Raw genomic sequence first — 13,029 nt, forward strand, 5'->3', positions numbered from 1 at the left:
GGGCAGTTGATGTTATGTTGTTACATACATAGTTGCGACTTGTTCGCAATTATGGGGTTTCCATGGCTTACCGCTTCATCCTTGCCGCGCTGCTGTCCGGTGTCGCGCCCGCTACCGCGCTGGCCCAGTCACAGCCAACCGAACCTGAGCCGGACATCACCGAAGACGGAATCATCGTCACCGCCACGCGCCAGCCTTCGCCGCTTGCCGATACGCCGGTGGCAGCGACGGTGCTGACCGAGCAATTCATCCGCGACGCCCGGATCGACAGTCTGCGCCAGATCGACGACTACATCCCCAACGTGCAGTTCAACCAGACCGGGCAGGTCGGCGGCACCTACGTCACGATCCGCGGGATCGAATCCAACCCCTTCATCGTCAACCGCGCGGCGGTCTATGTCGACGGCATCCCCTTCCGCAAGCTGCGCGAGCAGACGCTCGGCACGGTCGAACAGATCGAGGTGCTGCGCGGGCCGCAGGGCACGCTATACGGCGCCAACACGGAAAGCGGGTTGATCGTCATCCGCACCCGTCAGCCGAGCGATGCCTTCGAGGGCGAGGTGACGGGATCGGGCTTCGGTTTCGGCAATGGCATCGGCGGCGACGTTCGCCTCGCGATGGGTGGCCCGCTGATCGAGGACCGGCTGACGGCTTCGATGGTGGCGAGCTATTCCCACGCCGATTCCTTCGTGCGCAACATCGGGTCTTCGATCGGCGAGGAAGGCCAGCTGAGCGAAGCCTTCGTGCAGGGCAAACTGCGCTGGACCCCGTCGGCCACCGTCACGCTCGACCTGCTGGCCCAGACCTCGATCCTGCGCGCACCCGGCCTTTACGAGCAGGAATTCCTGCCGATCGACCACGATGTCTATAACCGCAACTATTCGCAGTTCTTCAATGGCGGCAGGCGGGCGGGGCGCTTCACCCTCATCAACGACGCGCCCAAGCGCACAGCGGAGGATGAGGTTCTGCTGGCCGGTAACCTCAATGTCGATTTCGGCGGGGCGGTGCTCGATTTCAACGCTTCGTGGCGGCAGCTTGACGTCAACTCGCAAGGCACCGACCTCGATCTCACCGCCCTGCCCGGCGCGGCGGGGGCCAATCGTGATGACGAGACCTTCTGGAACTTCGAGGCCCGCCTTGCCTCGCCCGCCGGTGCGCGCATTCAGTGGGTGGCTGGGCTCAACCACTATCGCAGCAGCGAAGGCCAGATCCTGTCGACGCTGGTCGGCCCGGGCGGGCTTGGCGACTATGTCCCGGCCCCGCTCCAGACCACCCGTTCGCGCGATTATGCGGTGTTCGGGCAGGTCACCGTGCCGCTGGTCGATACTGTCCGCTTCACCGCCGGCGGACGCTACGAACAGGCCGAGCGCGACAAGGTGCAGGAGGCGGGCGTGCTCGACCTCGGCCCCTTCGGCCAGTTCCAGTTCCCGGCGGAAGACCTGTCGCGCACCTTCGAGGAATTCCTGCCCAAGGCCTCGCTCGACTGGCGGCCGGACGAGGCGTTGCTGGTCTATGTCTCGGCGGCCAAGGGGTGGATCCCCGGCGGGTTCAACCTTGGTGCTGCCAGCAGCGCCGTCACCCGCGATTTCAGCGGCTTCGGCGCAGAAACGCTGTGGAGCTACGAGGCCGGGGCCAAGCTCGAACTGCTGGGCAAGCGCCTGCTGGTGTCAGGGGCGCTGTTCCATATCGATGCGAACAACTGGCAGGAATTCAACGTGCTGGTGAACGATCAGGGGCAGGCGATCTCGACCAACCTCATCACCTCGGATGCCAATGTCCGCAGCCGTGGCTTCGAACTGGAAGTGACCGGCAAGCCGAGCGCGACGCTCGAGCTGGCGGCGTCCTTCGGCTATGTCGACAGCACCTATACCGATTACCGCTTTTCCGCGACGCAGGACTTCACCGGCAACCGGGTGCGACTGGTGCCCGAATATGATGCCTCGCTGTCAGCCTCGTGGCGGCCGTGGAAGGGGCTGTTCGTCCGCGGCGAGGTGGCGGCTTCAGGAAACACCCCGCTCAATCCCGAAAACACCGCCTTTCAGGACGCGGTCGTGCTGATCGGCGGGCAGATCGGATGGGAGGCCGAACATTGGTCGGCCCGCCTCTATGTCGAGAACCTGACCGACGAACTGGTGTTCAACACCAATGCCTTCGCCAATTTCGCGTTCGGTAATGACGGCACGCTTTATGCCGGGGTCGCCCCGCCGCGGGTTGTCGGGATGCAGCTGAGCTACAAGTGGTAGGTGCATGTGAAAGGGGGCGGCGCGGCAGCTTCTCGGATCGGAAGCCGCCGTTCGGCAAACCACCCACTTGCAGTCATATGGAAAGATCTTGCGCGATCCCGAAAGCGGAATGGCGGCTCCTAGCAAAATAAGACGTTCGATCTCAGAGACGTGAATGGCAGGGTCTGGGTCGGGAGCCGCCGGAGCCGATCGGGCAGCAAACGGGCCAGCCACGATAGATCGTTATGCCCCTGCAACCGCCCAAAACAGGAACCCGCGGTGGGCCAAAGGGGCAACGCCGGAACCCCGACGCTGCCCTGATGTGCCGCTAGCCGCTTGCCATGGCGTCAAGCCGCCATCTGCCCCTCCCCGATGATGGCGGTGATAGGTCGGACTGCTGCTCTTCATGGCCAGCGCCAGATCGAGATGGAGACGCTTCCGGGGAAGGGTGTCCGCCTCACGGAAGTGGGGCGGCAGGGCCAAACCATTCTCCATGGCAGACAGGATCAGGACCTGCTGGTCGGTGGCAAGCCCGCCCCAGGTCACCACCACGCGGTTTTCGCGGGCGGCAAGATTGTCGAACAGGGCTTTGACCACCCCGTAGCTGCCGCCATGGGCGCGGGCGTTCCACGATTTGACCTCGCCGAACTCAAGCGTGCCGTCAGGCTTGATGTCGACATCGAACAATGCCGCCGCCGTGATGACGCGCGAGGCAATGCGATTGGTCTGGCAGGCCGGATGGATCGCACGGTGGGCATGGACGAGACCCGGATCCCACAGGCTTTCGGTGTCCACAAAGGTGTAGCGCAGGGTGCCATTGCCTTTTGGGGCTCTGGCATCAGGGGTCTTGGTATTCATGTTTATGGTATTCATCGGTATTTCCTTTTTGTGTTGAGCAGGCATCGCCTGCGGTTGGTTGGTGCTCGGTTGGGTTAGGGGTTGATGGGATCAGCGCAGAGCGCATCGCCGGACTGCCCGAGCGGCAGACCGGGTCAGCATCCAAAGGCTGACGGCGGAGAAGTTCGTGGGTGCAGCTGATCACGTGATCGGCTGATCAGGGGTTCAAGTGATCAGCTGACCAGATGATGATGGGGTAAGATGCTGCGGCGGCTCAGAAATGGATCGGCCGCGCCTTTTCGAGCGCCCACGACGCCTGACGCGCAGCAGACAGGCAGGTGATCTCGTAGGCCGAGCGCGTCAGATCGCCGCACGAGCTCGATGATCGTGTCGGCATTGTCGGCAACTATGTCCGCTTGGGTTCGCGCGCGCGGCTTTGCACCGCGCTTTTGCTGAAGTGCCGCCACTGCCTGGGTCAGCGAAACCGGTGGGGCTGCCGTGTTTGGACCGGTCATAGGTAATATCCTTTCCTAGCAGATTGGGAAAATGCCCAACCGACCAGATTTTAGGATGGAATATTTCCAAACAAAGGCTTTTTTTGAATAATTTTGCGGAACGCTGCGATTCACTGCCCAGCCCGTTGATGAACAGACATATTTTTATGAGCGAGCAAGAGTCACGCGCGCATCATTGGCGGGCATGACACTAAGTATATGAGCTACATAGGAAGTTCGGCCCGGCCAAAGCCACGAGATCACATCGGGTTTGGGGCCAATCGTCGATCCCTGATGACCACCCCCACGAATTCGTGGCGAGCGATGGAAAGCAGCGCCGGAGGGGTCAGCGACCGTGTCGTTAATGTATGGAAAGCCGCAACCGAAAGGCGGTAGACGTCAGAGGCCTCGGTTGCCTAATGCGGACAGGCATGGCCTGGGTCGAGGCATCAGGCCTCAGCGAGACGTGCGCGCTTGCGGGATGACTTGGCGGCTCTGCCCTGCTCGGTCATCTCAGCCCGCATGAGAGCGAGGTGCGCGCGCGCAGCAGCCGACAGGAACGCCGAACGGTTAGGGGCCACCGCATCGATGCGCTTCACCAACGTTGCATCCATCATGATGTTCAACCGCGCCTGCTCGGCAGGCATCAGCACGGGCAGCATCACGATCTGCCCGCCATCAAGCTCAATGTCACCGATTTGAGCAGGCGGCTCAGGCACCTCCCCTTTATCGGCGAGGTTGTCGCAATATTCCTGCAGGATCTCGGCAGCATCAGCCAGAGCCTCATCCGCGCTTGAACCCGATGCCATCACATTCACATTGGGGACGAAGACCCCGAACAGGCCATCGGCGTCAGCGGGATACAGGACCCCAGGATAAAAATGCTTGGCCATGTCACTCTCCAGTGTTGCATGCCTGCATTGGGGGACAGGCGACCCCTTGCTTCCTCAGCGCAGCTTGATGCCGGACTGTTTCTCAATCTGGCGCACGATGGGTTCGGCGATCTCGTTCTGGCGCGACAGCACGGTGATCTTGCGACCATTGAGGAACACGATCGTGTGATTTCCGCCTTCCTCGAACTCGCATCCTGCTTCGCGCAGCCGCTTGATGATATCTCGCCGTTTCACATCGCGCCCCGAATTTATGCGCAATAGTTACACATCAGGCTTCAAAGCGTCAATCCAATAATGTACATTGATTACACACTGAATGGGGCCCAAAGTGCCCTGATTTGGGGGTTTTGGGGCTTGTGCCGGGTGTTGGTGCACATGAGGCGTAAAATCGCAGAGGCCTGTGGCAGGGCAATCGGCAACGACTAGGGGCAGACTACGGCGCGAGCGCCCTGCCCAGCTCAAGCGACAGGGGCCCGGATCGAGCCCGTAACCGACTAATACCAAAGCACGACTTCACCCAGCAAGGCGTCCAGGAGCGGATCCAGCCCCAGGTGCCAAGCGTGCTGCTGTCGCCTCAGGCCGGGGCCACGAAAAATGGTCCCGCAGACTCTTGTCTTGTATCACATGGCGTGTCACATGGGGTTTCACACGCTGATCGGGCGTGTACTAACCTGCGGTTTTCAAAGCTTTTTTGAAGTCGGGAAAAGCTGATTGGCGTTCTGCCACCCCTGCGATTGCTTTTCGGGAGAGCACGTCTCTGCAACCAAAAGCAGGTCTCGGCGCTTCAATCCCCGCTGGTATCCCGAATGCGGTTGACATCAAGATCATGATCGCCGCCATTTGAAATGGCAGGCATGAGGCGGAAGCACTTGCGGCAGTCTTGTGTCTGAGGGCGCGCGATGACAGGCCGCGACCTTGCGACAGCAGAGCACAAGCACCGCCCTCGGGCTCGGGCGGTGTCGCCGGATCCCTAAGGCACCCTCGAAATAGAAACCCGCAGGCGCGCCGGGGTGGCAGGCGGTATCATGTCATGGCCGGACCTAAAGGCGTTCCGCCACACATTTTATCGAGAAAACGCTTGATAGGAGGCCGTCTAGAAAATAATACCGACCGGATGGTATTAAATTAGAGGTTCGGATGGCTGCCAAGATTGGTCTGTTCATGTCTGCGCAGTTTGAGCCGGGCTATGATATGCATAAAGGCGTTGCGGAGCTTGCCGCACAGGCACGCCTTGCCGAAGATGTCCACTTTGATGCGCTGTTTCTGGGGCATCACTATCTGGCCCACTCAGCCTTCATGCAGCCGATCCCGCTTATGGGTTACATCGCCGCAATGACCGAGCGGATGGAGCTTGGCCTCGGCGTCTATGTCTCGCCGCTTGCCAACCCGCTTGCCTTGGCAGAGGATCTTGCGACGATTGATGCCTTGTCGCAAGGTCGGCTGATCGCCGGTCTGGGGAGCGGTTACCGCGCCCGCGAATACGACGCATTCGGGATCCCCTTCGAGGATCGCTTCAAGCGGCTCGAGGTCAATACGAATGTGCTGCGACGCTTGCTGGCCGGTGAGGAGGTCTCCGGCGATTTTCCTTTTGGGCGGCTCGATCGCGCCAAGGTGCATCTTCGCGTGCGCCCGCAAGGCGCAACACCTGATCTGTGGATGGGCGCATTCGGTGAGATCGGGTTGAAGCGCGCCGCACGGCTCGGCTGCTCGTGGCTTGCTCCACCTGATGGTGACGAGGCCGAACAAAAAGTCCGGTTTGATCAGTTCAGAGGCTTTCTGGCCGACCATGGCCAACCGCTCGATCGAGCCTACCCGCTGCTGCGCGAAGCGGTTGTGGCGCCGACAGAACAAGCCGCTCGCGAAATCGCGCGCGAACACATGGTCCGCCAATACAAACAATACAAGCAATGGCAGGCCGCGCAGGATGTCTCGATCGATGATCTTATTGATCAATTCGCCATTGTCGGCGATCCTGAAACCGTGGCGCAAAAGATGTGTGGCCTGATTGACCGCCTTGGTCTCACCCATTTGCTACTGCGCGTCCAATGGGCCGGAATGCCACACGCGGACGCCATGTCGATTATCCGTTTGATGGGCGAAGAGGTTATCCCGGCGATCAAAGCCTGAGGCTGGCGCCTGCATTGGCTCCGCTGGCCGGGTGAGGCCTTCTTACCCGTAGGCTTTCACATTGCGCTTTGGCGGTGTGTTAACCACCGCATCAAGCGGCGCGGCTGCAAAGGCCCGCATTTGCTGGGAAGGCGGGGCGTCGGCATAGAGCGTCGTACGCTGGCGGGGCGTCCGTCCGATAGCCCGGATGGCCTGTTCCATCTCCTGCGGACCCATTTCCTCACCATGGGCTGCGCCTGCTGCCCGTGTGATGCTCTCATTCATCAAGGTTCCGCCCAGATCATTGGCTCCTGCAGCGAGGCAAGACTGCGCCCCCGCTATCCCGAGCTTCACCCAGCTGGCCTGAATATTGGGGATCCACGGACCAAGCGAAAGCCGTGCGACCGCATGCATCAGCAAAGCCTCGCGCCAAGTCGGGCCGGGGCGCGCCTTGCCTGCCCGATAAATCGGTGCCTGATTGGCGACAAAAGCCAGTGGTACGAGTTCAGTGAAGCCGCCGCTGCGCCTCTGCAAGTCACGCAGTGCGATCAGGTGGTTAGCCCAGTGATCATAGCGGTCGACGTGACCGAACATGATTGTCGCCGTCGTGCGAAGCCCCAGCGCGTGAGCGGTTTCCATCACTTCAAGCCACTCGGAGGTCGAAACCTTGTCGGGGCACAAGATCGCGCGGACCTCCTCGTCGAGCACCTCTGCAGCGGTCCCAGGCAGGCTGCCTAGCCCTGCATCGCGCAACCTCCCGAGGAAGCGATCAAGCGTCAACCCAAGCGATTGCGCCCCGTGGGTCACTTCGAGCGGCGAGAATGCATGGACATGCATTCCCGGTGAGGCCTGTTTCGCCGTACGCAGCAAGGCAAGATAGGTCTCGCCAGTATAGTGGGGATGGATCCCGCCTTGCATGCAGACCTCAACCGCGCCGCGTTGATGGGCCTCTGCCACCCGGCGAGCGACTTCGCCCAGGTCCAGATCATAGGGACTGCCACGCAGCGAGTCCGCGCCCCGTCCCTTCGAGAAGGCGCAGAAAGTGCAGGCATAGGCACATATGTTGGTGTAATTGATGTTGCGGGTGACGACATAGCTGATCGCATCGCCCAATTGCTTGATCCGGGTCGCATTTGCGACATCGCAGATGTCTTGCTCCGCTCCACCGCGCGCTTCGAACAGCGTGACGATATCTCTCTGGTCAAGCGGGTCTTGCGCCTCTGCTTTACGCAAAACCGGGTTGAGCGCGCTGCCAATATGCGTACGCATGAGCACAGGCGCAGGGGGGACCTTGCTGGTGCCTGCACGCCAATCCGCATCATCGCGCGCAAGACCGCTTGCGTCGGATAACTCCCGAAGTCTGCGCGCAACTGCCGATGCACACCAGCGATCGGGCGAGCGGGCAAAGCCCGGATAGACAGTTAGGCGTTCGGTGAGCTGCTTGCCTGCCGCGGCAGTGTCCCGCGCAAGAGCGGTCAGTTCTGGCCAGGCGGCTTCGGGATTGACGTGGTCGGGAGTGACAGGGGAGACCCCGCCCCAATCATTTATCCCGGCATCGATCAGCGCGCCGAGATTGCCCGGCGAGAGATTGGGCGGCGCTTGGATCGAGATATCATCAGGTAGCATCAATCGTGCCGCCGCGATGGTCCACACAAGCTCTTCTAGATCAGGCGAAGGCGCAACCGCCATCCGGGTGCCCGGCTTGGCTCGGAAATTCTGTATTATCACTTCCTGGATATGGCCGTAACCGGCGTGCAGATCGGCGATCATCGCGATAGCTTCGAGGCGTTCTTCACGGGTTTCGCCAATTCCGATGAGCAACCCCGTGGTAAACGGGATGCCGAGTTCGCCTGCCTCCTTGATCATTCGGAGCCGCACTTGTGGATTCTTGTCGGGCGAGCCGAAATGAGGGCCGCCGCGTTCGCACAGCCGCTGGGCGGTTGATTCGAGCATGATCCCCATCGATGCCGAAACTTCGCGCAGCCGGATAAGCTCGTCGCGGGAAAGGATACCTGGATTGAGATGGGGCAGCAGGCCTGTGCTGTCGAACACTGCCTTTGCTGCGCGCTCAAGATAATCTGCCGTAGTCGCACAGCCGGCCGCCGCCAGCGCCTCGCGCGCGGCCCGATAGCGAAGCTCAGGCTTATCGCCTAGCGTGAACAAGGCCTCCTTGCAGCCCGCCGCCGCGCCAGCACGTGCGATCTTGCGCACCGCCTCGAGGGTAAGATAAGGGGCCGGGATCTCGCGCGGCGCCTTGGCGAAGGTGCAGTAATGGCAAACATCGCGGCACAAGGTCGTCAGCGGGATGAAAACCTTGCGCGAATAGGTGATGAGTTCGCCATAGGCCTCATCGCGCAGCCTCCGGGCGCCCTGTGTCAGCGCCGCAAGATCGTCAAGTGGCAGATCTGCGTGCGCCTTCATGCCACTTGCTCCCGCAGGTGCGGCAGCTCGCCGAGAAAGGCGTGTGTGGCCGCGCCCACGCGCTTGTTGAGCAGCCGGGCAACCGCTGGTGGTGTATCGACATCCTCCGCCAGTCCACCACTCACGAGACAGCGCAGCGATTCGCCCTGGGCCGCGAGGCCTGCTGCATGAGCACTGAAACTGTTCGGGCCATAAAGGAACTGGAACGGGCGGGCGGGGTCAAGCAACAAGGCATTGGTGCCCCCATCATGGGCCCGCGCCCCGGCATACGTTCCGAGTTCTGCAAGGCGATCAATATCCGCGCCCGTCGCAAAAGGCAGATCGGCCGAAAGCAGCATCAGCGACCTCTCGCCGCTTTGGCAAGCGCTTGCGCTCGCAGCACTGGCAGCTGCATTCAGCCCCTGCGTTGCCTCCTCGAATTGCCACTCGGCACCCTTGGCCAGAGCGATCCTGCCCACGCCTGCATCCGCACTGCGAACCGCGATGCGTCGCGCCGTGCGCGCGCCGCACGCCGCATCAAGCACGTCAGAAAGCATCGCCGCAGCAAAGGCTGCGCGCTCTTGTGGATCGAGGATCGGCGCAAGCCGGCACTTCGCAAGCTTGAGCGGCTTGCACAGGATGACAATCGCGACACCCTCACTCATGCGGTTCAAGGCCTGTGATGCGAATGCCGGCGTGGCCCGATTTGTACGTCCTGTTCATGAAGATAAGCAGCGAGGTGAGCGCCTCTGCCGCAACCGAGTTCGCCAGCGGGCCAGCGTGCCAGCCGCGCAAACCACAATCCCGAACGACCGCAATCGTCATGTCACGGGCTTCAGCATCATCGCCGGTCACCAGCACATCGCAATCGATATCGCCGTCATCCTGCAACAGCTGGGCACTGACATTCTGAAACGCTGACACCACCCGCACTTCTGCGCCCGCCGCGCGCACGGCATAGGCGGCGGCCGAACCTGCTTCGGGGAGCTGAACCATCGAAACCTTCGGAGGCTTCAGCGGTACGGTCGCATCAATCAAAACCTTGCCAGCAAGGTGCGATGCAACTGCCGCAATGACGTCTGACTGGCTTGCAAAGGGCACAGTCAGAATTGCCAGATCGCCCTGCTCCGCCGCTTCTGCGTAGCTCATACCCTCGATATTGGATGCGCCCAGTGACGCCGCAAACTCGCCTGCCCGGCCAGCATCCCGCGATCCGATCAGCACGTGCCACCCCGACGCAGCAAGGCGCCGGGCCAACCCCGAGCCGAGCGCGCCCGTGCCGCCCAATATCGCAATCTTGCCACGCTTCATGTGCCTCTCCCCAAATTCATACCGACCGGCACGAATGAAGTTAGACCACCCAAAAATTGGGCGCAATCCTTTTCTTGGCCATTCATTACGCTGCCGAATGATATCCCGTTAAACTGTGTTGGTGCGCCGCCAGCTTTGCCCCCGGGCGTTTCTTCCAATTCGCAATGTGGCGCTGGAAACCCCTTGACCGAGTCAAGAGACCGCGCCAAAAGGTTCCGACCGACCGGTATTAACTGGCTTGGGAGGGGACATGAATTTAGCGGACGATCTGTTCCGGCGGATGCGCGAAGCGCCCGATCGGCAGGCGCTTGCCTTTGAAGGGGCGCGCTGGACCTTTCGGGAACTTGGCTATGCAATCGCTCGTGCCGCTGCTGCGCTGCAATCTGAAGGCATCGCCGCTGGTGATCGTGTCGCATTTATCCTTCGCAACCGGCCTGAGGGAGTGATTGCGCTCTATGCCTGCTGGTCGATCGGGGCGGTCCCGGTGCTGGTGAGCCCCCTTTACGGCCGCGATGATCTGGCGAGCGCGCTCGAAAAGACAGGGCCGAAATTGGCGGTTGTCGGGGATGATCTCGAGACCGCTCGCGCCGCCGTAGCCGAGCGAGCGATCAACGCTTTGCTATCAAGCGCGCTCGCTCAGGGGGCTGGCACCGAATATTTGCCCGACGCCTGCGATCTGGCTGAAGACCATGAAAGCGCGATCCTTTTCACCGGGGGAACCACCGGCAAGCCAAAGGCGGTGGTCGCAACCCATGGGGGGACGCTCGCAACCATGTCGAAGCTTGCCTTTGCGTCCAAGGGCAGAGCCGGGCCATATGCGCTTGCCCCCGATGCCGCATCGCCCAATCTGATACTGCTCCCGCTGTTCCACAGCGGCGGCCAGCAGGCATTGCTGTTTTCTTATCATGTCGGCCGCTCGGTTGCTTTGGTAGAGCGTTTTGCCGCCGATGCGGTGGATAGCGCGGTTCGCAGACATGCGATCGACAATCTCTTTTTGCTGCCGACAATGCTCTATGATCTGGCCTATGCGCCCGGAGCCATTGATCTGTCCACGGTGCGCTCGGTTCTTGTGGCGGGCGGCGCGGTCGATCCGCAAACCCGGGCAGCATTCGAACGGCGCTATGGCATCGCCTTGCTCAGCAATTACGGATCAACGGAAATCGGCCACGTCGCTGGCTGGACGGCGCGCGATGTCCGCGACGGCTTGTGGCGCGCTGGATCGGTGGGCCGCGTCTATCCTGGCGTGGAAGTGGAAATTCGCGACGAGGACGGGCAGCCGCTCGGCCCGAACGCGGTAGGCGAAATCTGCGTCAAGACCCGGCTGACAACCGGCTATGCCGGCAGCAACAACGCAGAAGAAATGATCCACCGCGACGGCTGGGTGCTTTCAGGCGATCTTGGCTATCTCGACGCGGATGGCGTGCTGTTTCTGTCAGGGCGCAAGCGCGAACTCATCAAGTGCGGCGGTTTCCAGATTTTCCCGAGCGAGCTTGAGGACACGCTTCGCACCAGCCCGATCGTTGCCGACGTCGCTGTTGTGGCCGCTGCTGACCCCCGGCTTGGCGAGGTGCCCAAGGCCTTTGTTGTGCCGCGCAGCAATGTCGCGGCTCCCGGGGAGCCTGAGCGCGCTGCCCTGATCGCTCACGTGCGTGACCGGCTCGCCCATTACAAGGCGATTCGTGAAGTCGAATTCATTGCGGCGCTGCCGCGCACACCAACCGGAAAAATTGACCGAGCCGCGCTCGCGGGTCGCTAAGCTTTCAAGGAGCCTTGATCACATGCCCAAAAGAACTGAAGTCGATCTGCTGGAAACCCATTGGACGGTGGAGCACATGACCACCGATCGCGCGACGCTTGAAAGCTTCGTGCGCTATGAGGTGGATGCAGAGCGGCGCGTCGCCACCATCATTTTCGATCGGCCCGAAAAGCTTAACGCGATCCCTGTGGCAGCCTTCGAAGTGGTTGGCGATTACGTTAAGGAAGCCGAGGCAGACGACCGGGTCAAGGTAATCGTTTTCCGCGGAGAAGGCGATTGTTTCGGCACGGGCGCCGATGGCGACGAGCTTGGGTTCTATATCGGCTACAAGTCGGGCAAGGACAAAGAAAGTCGCAAGCGTCCGCCCCAGCGCACCCGGATGCTTCCGGATCGCAACCTTTTGTTCGGCGCCTTCAACAACCGCATTTCCAATTGTCTCAAGGCGACCATCTGCCAAGTTCACGGCTATTGTTATGGCGGCCATATGCAGATCGCACTGGCGGCGGATATTGTCATCTGCTCGCCCGATGCAACCTTCACGCACCCTGCATTCCGTTACCTTGGCGCAGGCCCCCAGGACGTGGTCCAGTGGATCGAAAACCTCGGCATAAAGAAGGCCAAGGAAATCATGCTGACAATGCGCCCCCTGCTTGCAGAAGAGGGCGAGAAATGCGGCTTCGTCAACAAAGTGGTGCCGCGCGACCAGCTTGATCAATGGGTTGCCGATTATGTCGAGGCGATCTCCTTCATGCCGCTGGACGGGATCATGATCGGCAAGTCGATGATGCAGCTCGCACAGAACGCTCGCGGCGCATCGGTCGGTGAGGTTGGCGCATGGATCGCGCACGGCTGGGCGACCAATCTCGGCCTCGATGAAGGCGATTGGAACTTCATCAAGGAACGCCGCGACAAAGGCCTCGGCCGCGCGCTGCGTGAACGGGATGCAGCGGTTGCTCCCTTCTTCCGCATGGGCGGGCGCAATGCCCCGCGCAAGTCCGATAAATAGGAAC

Annotated in this window: 11 protein-coding genes; 4 read left to right on the top strand and 7 right to left on the bottom strand. The window is 61.4% G+C overall.

Annotation, left to right across the window (positions count from 1 at the left end; genetic code table 11):
• Positions 1-62 precede the first annotated feature (62 nt).
• The gene (locus tag SOQ14_RS03855) at positions 63-2,243 is read left to right on the top strand and encodes a TonB-dependent receptor (protein WP_322896740.1); all 2,181 of its coding nucleotides are present in this window, start codon (positions 63-65) and stop codon (positions 2,241-2,243) included.
• A 222-nt stretch (positions 2,244-2,465) separates the two neighbouring features.
• On the opposite strand, the gene SOQ14_RS03860 is transcribed toward SOQ14_RS03855, so the two are convergent.
• The 4 genes from SOQ14_RS03860 to SOQ14_RS03875 all read right to left on the bottom strand — a co-directional run bounded on the left by SOQ14_RS03860 (position 2,466) and on the right by SOQ14_RS03875 (position 4,680).
• Entirely contained in the window at positions 2,466-3,095 is a 630-nt protein-coding gene (locus tag SOQ14_RS03860; protein ID WP_322896741.1) for a hypothetical protein, read from the bottom strand.
• Between the two features lie 197 nt (positions 3,096-3,292).
• On the bottom strand, positions 3,293-3,574 hold the full coding sequence (locus SOQ14_RS03865) for a hypothetical protein (protein ID WP_322896742.1): 282 nt from the start codon (positions 3,572-3,574) through the stop codon (positions 3,293-3,295).
• Between the two features lie 428 nt (positions 3,575-4,002).
• Complete coding sequence (locus tag SOQ14_RS03870; protein WP_322896743.1) at positions 4,003-4,446, bottom strand: type II toxin-antitoxin system HicB family antitoxin; 444 nt, start codon at positions 4,444-4,446, stop codon at positions 4,003-4,005.
• A 54-nt stretch (positions 4,447-4,500) separates the two neighbouring features.
• Positions 4,501-4,680, bottom strand: coding sequence for a type II toxin-antitoxin system HicA family toxin (locus SOQ14_RS03875; RefSeq protein WP_322896744.1), 180 nt, complete (start codon positions 4,678-4,680; stop codon positions 4,501-4,503).
• Positions 4,681-5,607: 927 nt separating this feature from the next.
• Between SOQ14_RS03875 and SOQ14_RS03880 the strand changes: the two genes are divergently transcribed.
• Entirely contained in the window at positions 5,608-6,573 is a 966-nt protein-coding gene (locus SOQ14_RS03880; RefSeq protein WP_416232725.1) for an LLM class flavin-dependent oxidoreductase, read from the top strand.
• Positions 6,574-6,615: 42 nt separating this feature from the next.
• Here the strand turns inward: SOQ14_RS03880 and cofH are convergent, their stop codons facing one another.
• Genes cofH through npdG form a run of 3 tightly spaced genes read right to left on the bottom strand, consistent with a single transcriptional unit; the run spans position 6,616 to position 10,263 of the window.
• A complete protein-coding gene (gene cofH, locus SOQ14_RS03885) occupies positions 6,616-8,973 on the bottom strand; it encodes a 5-amino-6-(D-ribitylamino)uracil--L-tyrosine 4-hydroxyphenyl transferase CofH (protein ID WP_322896746.1) in 2,358 nt (785 codons plus the stop codon).
• Entirely contained in the window at positions 8,970-9,617 is a 648-nt protein-coding gene (gene cofC, locus SOQ14_RS03890; RefSeq protein ID WP_322896747.1) for a 2-phospho-L-lactate guanylyltransferase, read from the bottom strand. The genes cofH and cofC overlap by 4 nt, the downstream gene beginning before the upstream one ends.
• On the bottom strand, positions 9,610-10,263 hold the full coding sequence (gene npdG, locus SOQ14_RS03895; RefSeq protein WP_322896748.1) for an NADPH-dependent F420 reductase: 654 nt from the start codon (positions 10,261-10,263) through the stop codon (positions 9,610-9,612). The genes cofC and npdG overlap by 8 nt, the downstream gene beginning before the upstream one ends.
• Before the next feature lie 250 nt (positions 10,264-10,513).
• Between npdG and SOQ14_RS03900 the strand changes: the two genes are divergently transcribed.
• Complete coding sequence (locus SOQ14_RS03900) at positions 10,514-12,019, top strand: class I adenylate-forming enzyme family protein (RefSeq protein WP_322896749.1); 1,506 nt, start codon at positions 10,514-10,516, stop codon at positions 12,017-12,019.
• A gap of 22 nt (positions 12,020-12,041) precedes the next feature.
• Entirely contained in the window at positions 12,042-13,025 is a 984-nt protein-coding gene (locus SOQ14_RS03905) for an enoyl-CoA hydratase/isomerase family protein (RefSeq protein ID WP_322896750.1), read from the top strand.
• Positions 13,026-13,029: the final 4 nt, after the last annotated feature.

Origin of the sequence: Erythrobacter epiphyticus, from assembly GCF_034653295.1 — a bacterium.
In the GTDB taxonomy this organism is placed as follows: domain Bacteria; phylum Pseudomonadota; class Alphaproteobacteria; order Sphingomonadales; family Sphingomonadaceae; genus Erythrobacter.